This window comes from Candidatus Thiodictyon syntrophicum, from assembly GCF_002813775.1.
In the GTDB taxonomy this organism is placed as follows: Bacteria; Pseudomonadota; Gammaproteobacteria; order Chromatiales; family Chromatiaceae; genus Thiodictyon; species Thiodictyon syntrophicum.
Window position 1 is genome coordinate 5,681,553 of the sequence record NZ_CP020370.1, and the last position, 18,004, is coordinate 5,699,556.

Below are 18,004 nucleotides of genomic sequence, written 5' to 3' on the forward strand. Positions count from 1 at the left end.
GGGATTGGCTGGGGCAGACACGGCGTGGCAGCACGGCCCCGGCGGACCGTCCCAGGAGCGGTGCAGTCGTCATGCGTGCGACCGGGGCGCGATGATAACAGAGGCACACGGCGTACCGGGGACGTCGGCGGGGCTGGCGCCCGGTGCCGTTCCCAAGCTCACCGCACCGCCCGGGACCCGCGTCAGACCGCAGGATCGCCCGCCGAGCGGCGGCCAGCCGCATCCCCGCCCAGCCCGTGCGGATAGTCGTCCCCGACGATCTCCCGCAACACCAGCAAGCCGTCTGGATAGGCCCGCCAGCGGCCGACCGAACTTGAGTAGATGGGTTTGCGCACCTGCGCGACGCTGGCAGTGCGTACCGGGCGGCGATTCTCGTGGAAGCGCAGGCAGGCGTCGTCCCAGGGGAGGCCCACATGCGCGATGACCCGCCGGGCCTGACCTTCCAGATCCGCCACCATCGCCTCGTAGTGCAGGTGCAGCAGCACCCCCGCGGGCAGGACCCGATCCCAGTGCTGCATCATTTGAAGGTAGCGGTTGTAGTAGCGCCCGACGTCGCCCAGGTCATAGGCGAACTCCATGGTGTCGTTGAAGAGTCGGGTGAAGTTGGACCAGCAGGAATCCATGGGGTCGCGCATGCTGTGGATGACGCGCGCCCCCGGCAGGGCCCGGTGGATGAAGCCGAGGTAGTGGAAGTTACCCGGCATCTTGTCGGTGATACGCCGCGCGCCGGCGTGATGGCCGCGCAGCCTCTCCAGATAGGCGGCGCCGATGTCCCGGAAATCCTCGTCCGTCAGGCGCGGCACCCACTGCGCCGCCTGGTCCATCTCGCCCACCTTGGGATGGGCCTTCACGACGGCGTGAAAGTCCTTCAACTCCCCGGCGCCGTGGCAATCCGGGTGGCTGCTCAGCACCTGTTCCAGGAGCGTGGTACCGGAGCGCGGCATGCCGACGATGAAGATCGGCGTCGGGTCCGCGGGGGAGGCCGGATCGGGCCGGCAGGTGTCCGCGGAACACGCCGCGATCAGGGCCTGGCACAGCCGTTCGCTGCGCTCCTCGTCGAAGGCGAGCGTCGCCCGCTTGAGCCGGTTGGCCTCCCGGTAGGCGATCAGCGCCAGGTCGTAGCGTCCCAGGTCCTCGCGCGCCTTGCCCAGGGCGAACAGGAGCCGTAGCCGTTGCTCCGGCTCCAGCCGGTCGCGCACCGCCAGTTGCTCTTCCAGGAACCGGTAATGGGGGTCGTCCGCCGTGTAACGGGTCAGGGTAGAGATGTTCTGGTGGGCCTCCAGAAAGTCCGGCCGGGCGTCGATGGCCGCGCGCAGCCGCTCCTTGGCCTCGTCCAGTTCGCCGCGGTCGATCAGGATGGCCGCGATGTTGTTCTGCGCCTCGGCGTGCCGGGGGTCGATCGCCGCGGCCTGGCGATAGGCGGCCAGGGCCGCCGCCTCGTCGCCCAGGCGGTTGCGCACGCTCCCGAGATTGTTCCAGGCGAGGTTGTGCCCGGGGTCGAGCACCACCGCGCGCTCGTAGACGGCGCGGGCCTCGGCCAAGTCCCCGTGGTCGTCGAGCGCGATCCCTAAGTTGTAGTGGGCGACCGCGTCCGCCGGGGCGAGCCGGACCGCCTCCCGCCCCGCCGCCAGGGCCTCGTCCAGGCGCCCCAGCCGCCGGAACAGCTCGCACAGGTTGCGGCGGTAGCTCGCCACCTGGGGCGCTGCCGCCGCCGCCTTCGCCATCAGTTCCGCCGCCTGCGCGGCCTGGCCGGCCCCGTGTGCGATGAGTGCCAGGCACTCCCAGGCCGGGGCCAGCCCCGGCTCGGCCTGCAACAGGCGGCGACATAGGGTCTCTGCCTCCCGCAGACGGCCGGTGTTGCGCAGTTGGTCGGCCTGCCGCAGCAGGCCGGCCAGGTCCTTGGGTACCGCCATCAGCCCGCCTTGCGCCACCGGGCGCGGAATCCCAAGGCACCCAACCCCAGCAGGAAGAGGGTCCCGGGCTCGGGCACGTCGCCCTGCGCGTAGAGTTGAATGTCGCCTTCCACGGTGTAATCGATCCGGTATTGCCCGCCGTTGGCAGAGCCTACCACGGCGCCCTGGCCGTAGTTGGAGAACAGGCCCGCGCGGGTGCCGGCGATGTTGAACAGGGTGAAGTGCGAGCCGATGGCAAGATTGAACTGGTCGAACCCGCCGAACAACAACTGACCGTCGATGTCGGCATCGCCGCCGACCAGCATGGGCGCGAACAGGTAGTTGGCGACATTCATCAGGGTGACTTTGAAGATGCCGGTGTCCGTCTGGGTATAGTCCCCGCTGACCCGCGACATACTCTGGCCGATGTCGATGGTGCCGGGGTTGTCGAGGTCGATGAGACCGGTGCCGACGATATCGAGCGTGCCGGTCAAGCTGCCGCTGTTGGTGATGCCGCCGGAGACCGTCGAGGTCGCGTCCACCAGGATGCTGGTGTCGCCGGCGGTGATGGTGCCGACATTGACGATGGAGCCGACGCTGGCCCCGCTGGCGAGCGCGACGCCATTATGCGTGGCGAGGATCTGGCCGCCGGCCGCGTTGCGGATAGCGCCCGTCACCGCGGCGCCCGAACTGAGTTGGATACCCGTGCCGGCATTCATCGTGCCGTTGTTGCCGATGTCGGTGTCGACGGCAGTGCCGGTCCCCATGTAGAGCGCGATGCCATAGCCCGTGGCAGTGATCGTACCATCATTGACGATGGCGTGGGCCGAGGACCCGGAGGTCAGCGCAACGGCCGTGTGGTCCGGCGCCGTGATCTGGCCGCCGGCCGCGTTGTGAATGGTGCCATCCACCCGCGAATTGTACAGATTGATCCCCAACTGGTTATTGATGGTTCCGCTATTGGTGATGTCCCCGCCCACCTGCGACGAGCTGATCTCGATGCCCAGCGCCCCAGACTGGATTGTACCGGAATTGGTGACGGCGCCGGTCGTGGTGCTGGATAAGAGGTGGATGCCGCTGTGGCCGGCGTTGATCTGCCCGGCGTTGACGATGGAGCCCACCGTCGATGCGGAATACACGGCGATGCCGTGCTGCGCCGCGTCGATCGTGCCGCCGGCGGCATTGACGATATCGCCGTTGACCGAGGAGGTGGACTCCAATTCGATCCCGTCCCGGCCGGTGGCGTGAATGGCGCCGGTGTTCTCGATGTTGCCCGTGACGGTCGACGCCAGCCATACCGAGATACCGCGATCGGCGGTGATCGAACCGGCGTTCGAGATGGATTTCGCGGTGGATGAAGAACTCACGATCATGCCGACATCGTGGGCATTGATGACACCGCCCGCTTGATTGGCGATAGCGCCGCGGACCTCGGAGGTATTCCCGACGAAGATGCCATATCCGGAACTGCTGTCGATCCGGCCGCTGTTCTTGATGGCGCCTTCCACCAGGGAACCCGAGGCCAGACTGATGCCTGCCCATGGCGCGGTAATGTGCCCGGTATTGACGAGGTCCCCGCCGACGCTGGATCCGGGGGCAGTGCCCTGACCGTTGCCCAGCAGACTGATGCCGCTGCTGGTCGCAGCGGTGACGCTGCCGTCGCTGATGATATTGCCGTTGACGCGGGCACCATTCATGAGCGCGATGCCGCTGGAGGCTCTGACCGGGCCGCCATTGCTCGTGATCGCGCCACCCAGGGCGTTGGTGATATCGCCCGTGACGGTGGCGGCATTGGCGAGTATGGCGCTGTCGTTGGTCGCGGTGATGGTACCGGCGTTGGCGATACCCCCGACCGTGGCGCCGCCGACGACAATGCCGTTGGTGGTGGCCGCGATCTGGCCCGTGGCGCCGTTACGCAGCAAACCGTCCACGGTGGCTCCGTTGATCGCCCCCATGCCGACCGCGCCCCCATCGATAGTCCCGTTGTTGACGATATCACCGGTGACATGGCTGACGGAGGCCCCCATGCCGCCGATGTCGGCGTGGATCGTGCCGTCGTTGAAGATGGAGCCGACCTTCGCCCCGCTATAGGCACCGATGCCGTAATTGGTCGCGGTGATCACACCGCCAGCGCCGTTGTGCAGGGCGCCATCCACTTGCGCGCTTTCGCCCGCCACGATGCCATAGGCGGCCTCAATGGTCCCGAGGCTGGAGACATCGCCGGTAACATGGCTGGCGCTATTGATGAAGAGGCCGGCCGCGGACGCGGTGATGGAACCCTCGTTGGTGATGGCGCTGGTCGTGGCCCCCCGGGTGAGATAGATGCCGTTGTTGTCGGCGATGATCTGGCCGCCGGTAGCATTGCGGATGCCGCCGTTGACGGTCGTGCTCGAACTGAGCTTGATGCCGTCGCTCGCCTGAATCAGGCCGTTGTTGCGGATCTCGCCCGCGACGTGACCGTTCCACCAGAGGTGGACCCCGGTGCCGCCGGTGACGTTGATGCTACCGTCATTGATGACGGAGCCGATCACGGCGTGGCTGGAGATCTGCACGCCATCGTAACCCGCCGTGATCTGGCCGGTGGCCGTGTTATGGATGGCGCCGTCCACCTGCAAATTCCCGTCGGCCGCGATGCCATTGAAAGCATTGATCGTGCCGCTGTTGGCGAGGTCGCCGATCACATGGGAACCAGCCCAGACCCCGATGCCGCTGGATTGGGCATTGATCGTGCCGGCGGCGGCATTGGTGATCGAAGCGATCGTGGCGTTACGAACATCGACCGCCGTGTTGTTGGTCGCATCGATGCTGCCGGAGTTGGTGACGTGGCCGACAGAGGCGACCGTCGACAGACCGATGCCGACCCCGAACTCGACACTGATGCTCCCGGCGTTGCTGATGTCGCCGATGGCGGTGGCAGCGGCCGTCCTGCCCACACCAGGGACCGAGGCCCCGGTGCTGGTGATGGACCCGGTGTTGGTGACATTCAGCGCCTGGTTTTGGGTCAGCAATACGGGGCCGGTCTCCGCGGTGCTGACATCGCGCGCCTGCGCCGGGAGCCCCAGCGCGAGGCTGCCGCCGAGGGCGACGGCCGCGGCGCACCGTAGGGCGAGCGCCCGGCGGCGTTGCCGCTCGGCGTGGAGCAGGTGTTGGTGGTGCCGGCGGTTCGATTGAAGGGTTCGTTTCATGGTTGTAGCGTGCTTAATGATGGGCCGCGAACTCCCCCGGAGCAAACGGCGCTGCCTGAATGGAAAGTGGATAAACGCGCTCGGTGGCCCGTTCGCACCCGGAGAGCAAGATGCGCGCCAGTGACACCAGCCTACTGAATCGCAAAGGCAATGCACTACGCGAGGCGGTCTTATGCCAGTGAAGTGTAAAATTGGGTCTGTCAGGAAATGGCGCGACCGCCGACGGCGCGCGCCACTACGGACCTCAGGCGCTCCCGGCCGGTCGGCCCAGTGCCGCCGGGAGTCCTCGGCCGGGTTCCTGGTAGAGCTTCCAGAACTGGGCCACGGATTCGACGGTGCGCCAGGGGCCGCTCTGGGACACGGCGTCGTCGTAGACCCGCGGCCACTGCGGGGGCTGCGGCGCGACCCGGGCGCGGATGGGGTGCAGGTCGCGGAAGCCGTACTCCAGGTCGTCCTCGAAGGTGACCTGCTCGACCTGCTGGAAGTCGTGGTCATGGGGCGCCTCCCCCAGGAAGCGGTAGATGCCCGCCAGCACCACTGCCGGCTCCCGGGTCAGGGCGTCATACTCGACGAAGTGCAGACAGTCCTTCCAGCCCCGGGTCACCGCGTCGCGCACCGCGTTGTAGGCGCGCCCCACCGGCTGGGCGTCGTCGATCCACATCTCCAGCCGACCCAGGGCGGTCTTGGACTTCACCAGGTTGTTGCCCTCCAGCGGCACCTGGCCGAGCGACGAGGTGCTGCGATACAGCCGCTCGAAGGAGGCCAGTATGTCGCGCAGATCCCGTACCGTCATCAGCACCCGGACCCGGTCGCGCCCCCCCACGAGGGTCGTGGCCATCTCCAGGAACTCCGCCCAGTAGCGGTTCTTGTCCAGGCACACCGGCTGCTCCACCCGTGCGAACCAGCCCTGGAGCATGGCCCGCAGCACGTCCTCCTTGGCCCGCAGGCTCTGCGCCCGGTCCATGGCCCGCAGCGAGTCGTTACGGTCCCAGGCGTTGCGCACCTGCACCAGCATGTCGAGGATGCCGGAGGTGGGGGTGACGTGAAAGCGCGGGGTCTGGGCCAGGATGTTGGCCAGCAGGGTGGAGCCGCTGCGGGGCAGGCCGGCGAGCAAATAGACGGTCTTGGGAGCGGTCATAGGGTTCGGGATGAGTCAGAAAGGTCAAAGCGGGACCGGGGTCCCGTTCATTCTAGCCGAACGCGACGGGCGCTGGCGGTCCAGTCATTCAGAATCTGGTCGGCATCGCGCGCCCTCCCGTCCTAGCCCGGAAATCGTGGTCTCTCCCCGGCTATTCCAATTGTTCCTGGCCGCCGACGGCGAATGGCAAAGCCAACCAAGCCCGCCGTCAACAGGGCCAGGCTGGCGGGCTCGGGGACATCCGCAGTGGCGGAAGTGACTTTCAAGACAAAGGTACTGACCGAGGGCGATTCGGGAATAGCTTGAGCGTTCAACAAGCTGATCGTGATGTTGCCGGACACGCCAACGGTACCGCTGTCCGTGAAATTGATGCCGGATACCGACGGACCCGACAACAGCGTCACCCCGGTGATGTACCCTTGCGGGTCGCCGAAAAAATCGATGCCCGAAATAGAGATTTGGTCGCCGGTGGTAAAAGTCCAAATAGCCAAATCGGAGTTTATGGAATAAGTGATGGTGTCGGCTTCGATGTTGAAGCTCTCGGCAAAAAGGGAATTCAAATAGGTGGTGCTGCCCGCATATTCAATGCCCGGGGTCGTAGCCGTCACGACATGGTTCGCACCGAATAAATCGGTGACCACCATCGTGTCTCCTATCATAGTCAGCGCGGCCTGAGAAGATGCGGCGAAGAGCAGAGCGGCAAGTCCCGCGGTGGGACGGATCATCGATTTCATAGCAGTTACTCCAAAATATTCGGTGCTCATGGGTTGATCTTGCCAAGACAAACGTCTTGGGTCTCCAGCTTCCACTTAACAGTGCGCGGCGGCGGCCGGTGACTCGGGGCCCCGCGGCGTGCGGGGCCCGGGCCACCGGTCGCCGCGGGTCAGCGGGCCAGGCGCCGCAGCCCGCGGGCCCAGGGCCAGCAGCGCAAGGGTTCCGGGCTCCGGCGCGTCCTGCACGCGCAGCCCCAAGTGGAAGCCGCCGCCGCTGCTCGGCTCGTCGTAAGTCTCCCAAGTGTACCGGCTGCCGAGGCCTGTGACCTGATAGTTGATGTTGCCGACACCGCTGAAGGCGTTGCCCTGAACCAGGTCCCAACTCATGCCGGCGGCGGCCGCGAACAGGTTGTCGAAGACGATTGAGGTGATGCTGCCGGCGCCGAAGCTGATGCCCTGGGTCACGTTGAGCCCATCGAAGGTCCCCGGCGCAGTCCCGTCGATCTCCATGACCAGGGTGCCGTCCAGCGCCAGATTGCCGTTCACCGTGAGGATGCCCGGGGAGTGCCCGGGGGCCAGGGTGGCCGCGGCGCCTACCGTCACGTCGCCCTCCAGCGTGCCGGTGCCAAACAGGGACCCACCCTGCAGGTCGATCGCCGCGGCCAGGAGCAGTCCGTCGGCGGTGGTGACACCGCCGGTCTGGGTGAAGCTGCCGGTGCCCAGGACCTGCCCGACGGCGGCGACGTCGAGGGTGCCGGCATTGGTGATGGCACCGCTGCTGGTCAGATCGCCGGCCACGGACAGGGCGCCGCCGGCCGCATTGGCCAGGGTGCCCTCGTTGGTGAAGGTGGCGCCCGTCTGGTTCGTCAGGGTGCCGTAGTTGCGCAGGTGATAGCTCGAACTCAGGCTCCCGGCATTCCCGAGGGTACCGCCGGCCAGGTTATTCAGGTTGTCGGTGGTGCTGAGGCTGCCGCCGAAGTCGATGCTCAGCGTGCCGCCCGAAAAGATGTTGCACCCGAAGGAGAGGGTTTCGCTCCCGCTGACGGTCGTGGTGCCGGTGATGGCGGCGTAGGCCGGGGCGGCCCCCAGTGTACCGAGCGCCAGACAGAGGCTCACGGCCTGGGCCAGCGGATGGCGGCGCAGGCCGAGCGGGCGGACGCGGGCACGGCGGGGCCAGGATGGCGTTTGGGAACGGGCTGTACGTGATGCCATGGATTGATGATCCTGATATTCGTGTCTGATCGGCAGTGCGCTGGACGCGACACGCGTGGGAATGACCCGGAGCCCTGGGCGTTCGACTCCGCTCCCCAGCGTATTAGCAAAAACTGTGCCTGTATCTTTTTATTTCTCTTAAACAGCTAGCCCGGATTATTCACAAAGAGGGGCGACACTCGTTCAACCAATTGATATAATTGGTGTTACGCCAATAACGCTTCGGAAGAAGCTAAACGAGGTCGCCCCATGGCAGAGTCTACCCCAGTCCAGTTGCGTTTTCCTCCCATCGACGGCTTGACCGTGCGCGGGGACTTCGATGGCGGAGCGCTGTCGTCGGATTTCGGCCCCCTGATCCTGCGCGGTGTCGACCGCCAGATCGGGCTGACCGAGCGCCTGGCCGCCGCCTTTGACGACCAGCGTCACCCCAGCTACATCACGCATCCAGCGCGTGACCTCATCGCCCAACGCGTGTATCAGATCGCCTGCGCCTATGAGGATGGCAACGACGCCAACGCGCTGCGGAGTGATCCGATGTTCAAGCTCGCACTGGAGCGTCGGCCCCTGGACCGCGAGAACGATCTGGCCAGCGCCCCGACGATCTCACGCCTGGAGAATGCGGCCACCACCAAAGACATCTACCGCATGGCCCAGGGCTACGTCGATCAATTCATCGCCAGTTATGCCACGCCGCCGAGCATCATCGTGATCGACATGGATCACTCTGAGGACGCCACGCACGGTCAGCAGGAGTTCAGTTTCTACAACCACCACTACGGCAGTCATTGCTACCTGCCGTTGTTTCTCTTCGAGGGACTCTCCGGGAACTTCATCACCGCCGCCCTGCGTCCCGGCAAGCGCCCGACGGGGGCCGAAAACGCCATGATCATCCGGCGCGTGCTCAAACGCTTGCGGGCGGCCTGGCCGCAGACCCACATCGTGCTGCGCGGCGATGGGCATTTCTCCAACCCGGAGCTGATGCAGCTGGCGCTTGACGACCCGCACGCCGACTTCATCTTCGGCCTCAGTAATAACAAGGTGTTAGCGCGCTTCGCACAGCCGTATCTGGAGGCCAATCGCCGCACGCATGCCATCCGGTGTCAGAATGCCGAACGCCTGGGCCAGTCGGAGCCGGTGCATACCCGCACCTACCATGAACTGGACTATGCGGCCGGCTCCTGGCCGCAACCCTTCCGGGTCGTGCTCAAGGCCGAGGTCATGGGTTTCGACGACAATCCCCGCTTCGTCGTCACCTCCCTGCGCCTGCCCACCCCGGAGAACCTCTATCGCGATCTCTATTGCGCGCGCGGCCAGGATGAGAATTTCATCAAGAAGATGAAAAACGACTTGGCCAGCGACCGCACCTCCGACCACAGCTTTCTGGCCAATCATATGCGCCTGTTCTTCTCCTGCGGCGCCTATGTGTTGCACCAAGCGCTACGCACCGAGGTCCTGGTCCATACCGAACTGGCCCAGGCCCAGCCCGCCACGGTCATCATCAAATTGTTCAAGATCGCCGTGCGCGTGGTGCAATACAAAGACCGCATCCGCCTCCAGCTGCCGACCCACTGCCCGGTCAAGGATCTGTTGCATCGGGTGACCGAACTCTTGTTCTTGGCCCGGCCGCCGGGACCGCTCATCTCCTGACCCCACCGATCCATTCGGTCTTCGTATTGCTGATGCTCACCCGGGCAGGATGACCTGTGCGCGTCGGTCCACTTTGGGCGGAAATGATGGACCGAACGGCAGCGAAACGCCTTCGCCTGCGATTCCCGCTGATCTCCTGCGCGCCGTTTTGGTGGCTGCCGGGCTCGTCGCTAGGGTTATTCTCCAAGTTCCGCACTCGGGTACTGGGGCTCGCGGCGCCCTTATGAAACATTCGGGCTAGTTGGATGGCAGCGATCCGCACCGCCACAAGGCACCGGCGGGCCACTGTAAAATCTGGCCTGTCAGGAAATGGAGTATCGATACATCGGCTTCCCGCCCCGCACCGCGACCACCCGGTGTCGCGGCGCGAGCCCGGCGGAGCGCTCAGCGCCGCGCCGCTTGCGCGCGAACAAAATCCTCGAACTTGTCCCCGGGTCCGCGCGGGATCTCCGCGTGGTAGCTGATCTCCACCTTGAGCGGCCAGTCGAAATTGGTGCGGATCAAGGCCGCGACCTGCGCCGCCTCGGCGGCGTCCAGGGTCCGGCCGCACACCAGCCGCACCTCCACCCGATCGGGCGCGGACTGCACCAGTTGCGCCTGACGCACGCCGGGGATGCGCGCCAGGTCGCAGAAGCCCACGCTGGGGCGGAACTCACGCCCGTCCGGCAGGCGCGCCAGATTGCGGGTGCGCCCCAGGATGCGCCGCAGCACCGGCAGCCCCCGCCCGCAGGCGCAGGGCTCGCCCACCTCGGCATGGTCACCCAGGGCGTAGCGGATCAGCGGCGTGCCGAAGTTGTGCAGGGGCGTCACCACCACGCGCCCGACCGTGCCGGGCGCGCAGGGCGCCCCGGCCTGGTCCAGGACCTCCAGCACCAGCGCCTCGGACTGGACGTGATACTGCTCGCACCGCGGGCATTGCAGGGCGATGAAGCCGGTCTCCTCGGCCGTGTAGGCATCGGCGAGCCCGACCCCCCAGGCGTCTGCGCACAGTGCGCGCAGCCCGGCGGGCAGGGCCTCGCCCAGTGTCAGTACCTGACGCAACCCGGGCAGGGGGAGTCCCCGGTCCAGCCCGTACTCGGCCAGCCGGGCCAGGTTCGACGGGTAGCTCAGCAGATAGGCGGGGCTGGCCCACCGCAGCCAGTCGTACTGGACCGCGATGTCGTTGCGGGTGGAGAGCAGCCAGGCCGGGCCGGTCTGCAGACAGTCGCGGGTCCCGGGTCCCCAACTGGGCAGGACCTCGCCGGGGGGCGCCATGGCGGCCGGACTCTCGGTGTGGCGGATGGCGGCGAAGCAGGCCCCGAGGTCGTGCCCGTGCCAGAGGTGCAAGCGCAGCGCAAACACCTTCCAGTAGAAGTTGCAGAGCTCGGTCTTGGCGATGCCGACCGGGGTTCCCGTCGAGCCGCTCGACTGCACCCGCAGCAGTCGACCGTGCCCCGCGGGCACCGCCCGGCTCACCAGTGCCTCGCCCTGGGCCTGGAGGTCCGGGCGGGTCAGGATCGGCAGGCGCCGGAACTGCTCCCAGGTCAGGTCTGGGATCCCCGACGGCCCTTCCGCTGCCGCGAGCCCCGGCAGGCAATCGCCGATGACCGCGCGGTAGTGCGGGATGGTCCGGGCGCTGTAGCGCAGGAGCACCCCGAGCTGCGCGCGCTGCAGGCGCCCGAGTGCCTCCGGGTCCCACCACTGGCTGCGCTCCAGGTGAAACTGCGCCGCGAGCTGATTGGCCGCCGCGCTCGCCGCAAAGGGCGGCCAGCGGACCTCGGGCAGGGTGCCGGGGAGCAATTCAAAGGCGGGCGGGTGAGGCATGGCGCGATTCAGCACCGGACCAGGAAGAGGTGTCGGGAGCGGAACAGGGTGCTCGCCGGCCCCTCGCCGGTGACGACGAGCCGCGGGTCCAGGTGCGCGCTGCCCGGCTCCGCGAGCAGCCAGCCGCCCGGGGCCGGGTCGCGCAACACCACCGGGGTGCCGGGGCGCACCGTCGCGGCCACCCGCGCCAGGACCTCCGTCTTGTGTCGCACCAGGTTGGCGACATAGACCAGGTCCGCCCCCGCATAGTCATGGGTGCGCCCGTCGGCCACCCGGGCATGCAGCCGCGCGAGCCCCAGGTGCCGGGCCAGGGCGGTGGCCACGGCCACCGCCCGCGGGTCCCGGTCCAGGCCCAGGGCCGCCGCGATCCCGGTGCGGGCCAACACATGGATCAGTGTGCCGGGCAGGGGGCCGCAGCCGACCATCACCACGACCTCGCGGCCGGTGAAGTCGATCCGCTCGAACAGGTCCGCCACCCGCCCGTAGACCTGAGCGCCGAAGCCGTCCGGGCCCCCGGGGTCCGGCGGGCCATCCCGTACCGGTGCCGGGGCGGCGAGCAGGGCCGCCGCCGCGGTCTGCTCCTGCAAGGCGATCCATCGGCCGTGGGCCTGGCGGCAGCGCTCGAGGGCCGCGGCGAGGTGTGGCTCATCGGCCAGGCGGTCGGCCGGCGGCTGCGGGAACTCGGCCGCCGCCCGGGCGAGCAGGTCCTCGATCGAGGCCGCGGCGGGCGGGGCCGGGGCGGCGCCCAAACGGGTGAGGGCCGCGTACAGGGCCGCCGTCAGGGCCGCGGCGGCGGCCGTGACCGCGCCGTCGGGCGGGGGGCCCAAGACCACCGGGTCAACCGGGTCACCGCTCGGCGGGGCCGCGGCCTGCATCAGGTGCCGAAATCGGGCGCGCCGGCGGACGCCGGTCCCGCGGACGAGGACGGGACGGCCGCAAGATTGAAGGCGATGGAGATCCGCTCCCCCGCGCCCTGGAAGGGGTGGACCAGGTGCGTGAGCCAGCCCGGGAACAGGACCATGAGCCCGGGGATGGGCTCGATCAGACAGCGCCCGTCCAGCACCGTGCCCGGCAGGCCGCTCAGGCGCACCCCGGGGCGGGGGTCCAGGAGTTCCAGGCGGCCCTGCTCGAGCGGCCCGGGGCCGGTGGTCGCGGCGGTCACGAAATAGACCCCGGACCAGGTGGCGCCGCCGTGGTGATGGACCCCCAGGTAGCCTCCCGGGCGGATCAGGTTGGCCCAGCCCGTCAGCCGGAAGCCGACCTCAGCCTGCGCCGGGTCGGCCAGCAGGGTACGGGTCAGCCCCGTGGCCATCTGCCGGGCCTGGTCCGCCAGGGTGCGCAGGCACGCGGCGTCGCGCGCGAAGAGGTCCGCCCCCCCCTGCCAACACGCGCCGCCGCCGGGGGCGGCGGCCGCCAGGTCCCGCACCAGGGCGGCGAGCGCCGCATTCAGCCCCGCGGCCTGCGGCCATAGCCGGGAGGCGATGGGGGTGCCGAAGGCCATGGCGAATTGCGCCTGGCCGGCGGCGGGGGTGCCGGTGGCGGTCGTGCCGGGGTTGGTCATGGGACTCGTGCTGCCTCGCTGTCGGGTCGCCGTGGGGACATGCTCGCCGCCTCAGCCGGTTTGCCCCGCGCCTTGACGACGCCGACGGCCGGTCGCGAGCCCCGCGAGCCCGGTCGCGATCAGGACGACGGCGGCCGGCTCGGGGACGTCGGCGAAGGTGTACGTGACGCTCGCATAACCCTCCCAACTGACGCCCTGCGACCCGTACGCGTAGAGGTGGTTCACGGTCCCATTCGCCAGGGTGGCGAAGGTGCCTGTTCCCGCCACGCTCCCCGTGACATCGAAGGTTCCGGTGCCGTAGAAGTTGGCGAAGGATGCCGCTGTCATATCGAGGATGAGCGGACCGAAATCCACCGGATCCGATAAGTAGCAGTCATCCTGATGAGCGACATCGAGGGTGCAGGTCAGATCCGGGTGGGAGATGAGCTCGGTCACCGACTCGCCGAAGGCCGTGATGCCGATCGTCTGGCTGGCCCCCGAGGTCGTCGCCGTAAAGCTGCCCGAGAGGATGTCCGCATAGTTGAGCAGCGCAAAACTGGTTGCGCTGCCCGCAAATCGAGTGATCTCGATGGAAACCCCGGTCAGGGTGCCGGGACCGTCGTACTGTGGCAGCTGGCCGGTAAGCGAGTCGTATGATGCGATGTCCCAGGACCCGGTTTCGGGCGTGTAGGACTCGTGCTCGTTGCCGCTGTAGATCGCAAAGAACTGCGAGGGCGGGGTGATAGTCCCGGCAACGGCGCCGGCGACGCCGCCGACCAGCAGGGTCACCCCCGCCAGCCCGCCGACGGCCGTGCGTTGATCGATTTTGTGGTGCTTCATGGGTCGGTCTCCGATAGGGGTTGGTAGTGCGGGCAGCGGTCGCGGCGCGCCCCCGGCATTGCAAAGCGAAAACCGCGCCATGTCTTACATTGTCTTTATATCCAATACCTTCTGACCCTGGCGCCCGTCCCGGTGAGGGGCGAGTGTAAAATCGGCCTTGTCAGGAAATGGAGCATCGATGGATGGGGGCATCCCAAGCAGTGCCCACAGAGCGTAAGCGGCCAACAGCACGGGATACACCAGGCGTAGCCGTTGCGCAGCAGCCGGTCGATCGTCATCAGGGCCAGTGCCGGGAGCAGCAGCGCGGGGCGAGCCCGTCCGCTGGACAGAAGTCCCCTGCGGGATCGATCAGCAATAGACCCCGTGCGGCCGGATCGATCTCCAGCGCGGCGGCGGGGGCCATCGCCAGGACGAGCAGGAGCGGGAGCGGGGCCAGTGTCGGCAGCCATCGCCGCGCCCAAGACAGGACGCGCGGCAGGTCAATCGACCCCGGCGAGTGCGTCGAGCCGCAGATATCCGTGACGCAACGCGTAGACCACCAGTCCGGGGACGTGCCCGATACTGAGCTTCGCCATCAGGCGTCGGCGGTAAGTCTCCACCGTCTTGACCGAGACCCCCAGGGCGGCGGCGATCTCGGCCATGGGCTGGCCCTCGGCCAGGCGGGTCAGGACCTCGCGCTCGCGCTTGGAGAGGCTCTCTTGGGGCCGACAGCGCGGACCCTCGATCCCGAGCCCCGGGCTGAACCAGCGCCCGCCCCCGCCGACCGCACGGACTGCCGCGATCAGCGCCTGCGCACCGGCGGTCTTGAGCACATAGCCGCCGGCCCCCGCGTCCACCATGCGCCGCACGAAGCACCCGTCGGCGTGCATGGTGAGCGCCAATACCCGGGTCGCCGGGCACTGAGTGCGGATCGCTTGGGCCGCCTCGATGCCGTTGCAGCCCGGCATCCCGAGATCCAGGATCGCCAGGTCCGGGCGTTGTTCGATGGCGAGCGCAATCGCCGCGCACCCATCCGCCGTAGCGCCCACCACCTGCAGGTCCGGCTGGCCGGACAGGAGCATGGCCAACCCCTCGCGCGCAACGGTATGGTCGTCGGCAATCAGGATCTTCAGGATCCGTCTCTCACCTGGTCGGTCGCGCTCGCCTGACCTGCAAGCGGAAGGGTCAGGACGACACAGGCCCCGGGCGCGCGGGGCGCGACCCTCAGGCTGCCGCCGAAGGACTCCAGACGCTGACGCAGGCTGAACAGTCCGAAGCCGCGGCCGATGCGCGACTCGTCCATGCCCCGCCCGTCGTCGATCACCGAAACCCGCAGGCGGTCGCGGTCGCGCTCGGCCAGGATCAGTCCGGAGCGCGCGGCGGCGTGACGGATCAGGTTGGCGACCAGCTCCCGCGCGCCCAGGAAGGCGAGCGCGGCCGCCTCCTCGGGCAGGGGGTCCAGCGCGCCCCCGACGCGCAGCGCGAGATCGACCGGGAAGCGTCGGCGGGTGCGCTCCACCAGACTGGCCAGCGCGGCATCCAGGCCCAGGAGGTGCAACTCCGGCGGACTCAGGTCAAAGATCAGGCTGCGCAGATCGGCGATGGCGGATTCCAGGGTGGCATCGATCTCGGCGAGCGACACCCGGGGCTCGGTGGCGGCGCCGATCCGCGCCCGCGCCAGGGCCAGGGTCTGGATCACCCCGTCGTGCAGCCCCTGCGCGAGTTGGCGCCGTTCGCGCTGCTCGACGAGTGATGCGGCGGCACTGAGGCGCTTGAGCCGTCCGTTCAACGCGGTCAGCTCGGCGGTCCGGGCGGCCACCTCCGCGCGCAGGCCGCCGGTCAGCCGCCCGAGCAGCAGGTGGCTGCGCACCCGGGCCAATAACACCGCCGGCGCGAAGGGTTTGGCGACGTAGTCCACGGCGCCGAGTGTAAGCCCGTGCACCACGGCCGCGTGGTCGGTGTCAGCGGTGAGGAAGATGACGGGGATCGCCGCGGTGACAGGATTGGACTTCAGCAGCGCGCAGGTCGCGAAGCCGTCGCAGGGTTCCATGTGCAGGTCGAGCAGGATCAGGTCGGGGCGGATCGCAGCGGCGATGCGCAGGGCCTCGCTGGAGCCGGTCGCCGTGTGCACGCGCAGCCCCCGCTCGACCAGGAGTGAGCCGACCAACCGCAGCATAAGCAGGTCGTCGTCAACGACCAGGATAGCGTCTTGTCTCGCTGCGCCGTCTGGCACTGTCGTTGTCCGCGTCGCGTCGCCCCGCGGGGAGGCTAATCGCCGCTCATAGGGGAGTTGGTCGCCCATTATCGACCGTTCGGCCGGCATCCGCCACGCCTGAGTGCCCCGGCCGTGACGACGCGCCGCCGCCCCGGACACGGCGTCCACCCCTGGCCCTTGCATCTGCGCATTTGGACATCAAGTGGACACCCAAGCGTGCAGATCGATCGACCGGCAATCACCATGACCAGCAAAATCATCCCCCAAGCATCACCCGACGCGGATACGCAGGCCAGTCCCCGCCAGCCGGCGCGCACCGCGGCAGGCGGCCGGGGCCCGGCCCATGTTTGATCTCGCGATCTTCGCGACCGGACTGGCCGTCGCCTTGGCCCTGGCCCTGCTCGGTTGGATACTGAGCATCCCGCTCAAGAACGCGGGTCTTGCCGACTCACTCTGGCCGCTATTTTTCGTCCTGCTTGGGCTCAGCTATCTGCTTGGGATGCTCGGACTTGCCGGCGAACTTCAGGGGCGCGCCTGGCTCGTGTTCACGCTGGTCGCACTCTGGGGGGGCCGCCTCGGCGTCTACATCACAGGCCGCAACTGGGGCGAACCGGAAGACCGCCGCTACCGCGCCATGCGCGCGGCGAACGACCCGGGCTTCTGGTGGAAGAGCATCTATCTGGTCTTCGGGCTCCAGGCAATCCTGGCCTGGGTGATCTCACTGCCGCTCCTGGCGGCGATGCTGGGTCAGGCGCCGCTGGGCTGGCTGGACGCCGCCGCCGCGTCCCTGTGGGTTATAGGTCTCGGCTTCGAGGCGCTCGGCGATCGGCAACTCGCCCGCTTCAAGGCGCAACCCGGCAACGCCGGCCGCGTGATGGATCGCGGCCTGTGGCGCTACACCCGTCACCCCAATTACTTCGGCGAGGCCTGTCTCTGGTGGGCCTTCTTCCTCTTCGCGCTGGCCGCGGGCGGCTGGTGGACCCTTGTCTCGCCCGTCCTCATGACCTGGCTCCTGCTGCGCGTCTCCGGCGTCAGCCTGCTGGAACAGGACATCGGCGAGCGCCGGCCCGGCTACCGGGAGTACATCGAATGCACCAACGCCTTCATTCCGGGGCCGCCCAGGCGACCGGCCCATCACACGAGACCGGAGACACCCAATGACTGAACACCCGCTCGCCAGTTCCCGGCCAGCGCGCAGCGCCGCGGCCCTGCTGGGACTCCTACTTGCCTGCCCCGTGGCCCATAGCGCCGTCGCCGCGCCCGACTCGCGAACCGACGCGCTGCGCTTTCGCGTCTTTCTAAACCAGGACCCGATCGGCGAGCACAGCTTTCAGGTTGGCCCTGGCCCGAATGGCAAGCAGATCGTCAGCCGCGCCAGTTTCGACGTGAAACTGCTCTTTGTCACCGCTTACCGCTATCGCCACGAGAGCCGCGAGGACTGGCGTAACGGCTGCCTGGAACGTATCCGCGCCAGCACCGACGATAACGGCACGGCCTTTACGGTGGCGGGCGACAAGCAGGCCGACACACTGACCCTTAAGGTCAATGGCGAGGCGCGGCGTCTTCCCGACTGCGTCTCCACCTTTGCCTACTGGGACCGGGACTTCCTGAAGCGCCCCCGTCTGCTCAACCCGCAGACCGGCGAAATGGTCGAGGTGCAGGTCACACCGGGGGGAACCGAGCGCCGTGTCGTCCAGGGCCGCACGGTCGAGGCCGAGCGCTACCGGCTGCGGGCGGACAAACTCGACATCACCCTGTGGTACACCCCGGACGGCCGCTGGATCGGGCTGGAGAGCGACACCGGCAAGGGCCGCACCTTACGCTATGAACGGATCTGAAC

The 18,004-nt window shown here is 68.1% G+C and carries 14 protein-coding genes; 3 read left to right on the forward strand and 11 right to left on the reverse strand.

Going from position 1 to position 18,004, the window contains the following annotated elements; genetic code table 11:
* Positions 1-182: 182 nt before the first annotated feature.
* From THSYN_RS24230 to THSYN_RS24250, 5 genes are all read right to left on the reverse strand, one after another.
* Entirely contained in the window at positions 183-1,913 is a 1,731-nt protein-coding gene (locus tag THSYN_RS24230; RefSeq protein WP_157817902.1) for a tetratricopeptide repeat-containing sulfotransferase family protein, read from the reverse strand.
* Positions 1,913-4,900 (reverse strand): beta strand repeat-containing protein, encoded by a 2,988-nt coding sequence (locus tag THSYN_RS24235; RefSeq protein WP_157817903.1) that lies wholly within the window; start codon positions 4,898-4,900, stop codon positions 1,913-1,915. The genes THSYN_RS24230 and THSYN_RS24235 overlap by 1 nt, the downstream gene beginning before the upstream one ends.
* Positions 4,901-5,321: 421 nt before the next feature.
* Positions 5,322-6,215 (reverse strand): sulfotransferase, encoded by an 894-nt coding sequence (locus THSYN_RS24240; RefSeq protein ID WP_100921408.1) that lies wholly within the window; start codon positions 6,213-6,215, stop codon positions 5,322-5,324.
* A 122-nt stretch (positions 6,216-6,337) separates the two neighbouring features.
* Positions 6,338-6,949, reverse strand: coding sequence for a PEP-CTERM sorting domain-containing protein (locus THSYN_RS24245; RefSeq protein WP_157817904.1), 612 nt, complete (start codon positions 6,947-6,949; stop codon positions 6,338-6,340).
* A 75-nt stretch (positions 6,950-7,024) separates the two neighbouring features.
* A complete protein-coding gene (locus THSYN_RS24250; RefSeq protein ID WP_100921410.1) occupies positions 7,025-8,140 on the reverse strand; it encodes a hypothetical protein in 1,116 nt (371 codons plus the stop codon).
* 249 nt (positions 8,141-8,389) lie between these two features.
* Between THSYN_RS24250 and THSYN_RS24255 the strand changes: the two genes are divergently transcribed.
* On the forward strand, positions 8,390-9,787 hold the full coding sequence (locus tag THSYN_RS24255) for an IS1380 family transposase (RefSeq protein WP_100918249.1): 1,398 nt from the start codon (positions 8,390-8,392) through the stop codon (positions 9,785-9,787).
* Positions 9,788-10,171: 384 nt separating this feature from the next.
* On the opposite strand, the gene THSYN_RS24260 is transcribed toward THSYN_RS24255, so the two are convergent.
* The 6 genes from THSYN_RS24260 to THSYN_RS24285 all read right to left on the reverse strand — a co-directional run bounded on the left by THSYN_RS24260 (position 10,172) and on the right by THSYN_RS24285 (position 16,182).
* Positions 10,172-11,590 carry a phenylacetate--CoA ligase family protein gene (locus THSYN_RS24260; RefSeq protein WP_157817905.1) on the reverse strand — a complete coding sequence of 473 codons (1,419 nt, stop codon included), beginning with the start codon at positions 11,588-11,590 and terminating at the stop codon, positions 10,172-10,174.
* Between the two features lie 8 nt (positions 11,591-11,598).
* Entirely contained in the window at positions 11,599-12,465 is an 867-nt protein-coding gene (locus tag THSYN_RS24265; RefSeq protein ID WP_100921412.1) for a class I SAM-dependent methyltransferase, read from the reverse strand.
* Positions 12,465-13,151 (reverse strand): putative 2OG-Fe(II) oxygenase, encoded by a 687-nt coding sequence (locus THSYN_RS24270; protein ID WP_100921413.1) that lies wholly within the window; start codon positions 13,149-13,151, stop codon positions 12,465-12,467. Before THSYN_RS24270 ends, THSYN_RS24265 begins: the two co-directional genes overlap by 1 nt.
* Before the next feature lie 51 nt (positions 13,152-13,202).
* Positions 13,203-13,970 carry a VPLPA-CTERM sorting domain-containing protein gene (locus tag THSYN_RS35490; RefSeq protein ID WP_216644618.1) on the reverse strand — a complete coding sequence of 256 codons (768 nt, stop codon included), beginning with the start codon at positions 13,968-13,970 and terminating at the stop codon, positions 13,203-13,205.
* Between the two features lie 479 nt (positions 13,971-14,449).
* On the reverse strand, positions 14,450-15,031 hold the full coding sequence (locus tag THSYN_RS24280) for a response regulator (protein ID WP_100921414.1): 582 nt from the start codon (positions 15,029-15,031) through the stop codon (positions 14,450-14,452).
* Between the two features lie 47 nt (positions 15,032-15,078).
* Positions 15,079-16,182, reverse strand: coding sequence for an ATP-binding response regulator (locus tag THSYN_RS24285; protein WP_172965328.1), 1,104 nt, complete (start codon positions 16,180-16,182; stop codon positions 15,079-15,081).
* Positions 16,183-16,507: 325 nt separating this feature from the next.
* Here THSYN_RS24285 and THSYN_RS24290 point away from each other — a divergent pair, with 325 nt between their 5' ends.
* On the forward strand, positions 16,508-17,329 hold the full coding sequence (locus THSYN_RS24290) for a DUF1295 domain-containing protein (RefSeq protein WP_100921416.1): 822 nt from the start codon (positions 16,508-16,510) through the stop codon (positions 17,327-17,329).
* The gene (locus THSYN_RS24295) at positions 17,322-18,002 is read left to right on the forward strand and encodes a DUF6134 family protein (protein WP_100921417.1); all 681 of its coding nucleotides are present in this window, start codon (positions 17,322-17,324) and stop codon (positions 18,000-18,002) included. The genes THSYN_RS24290 and THSYN_RS24295 overlap by 8 nt, the downstream gene beginning before the upstream one ends.
* Positions 18,003-18,004: the final 2 nt, after the last annotated feature.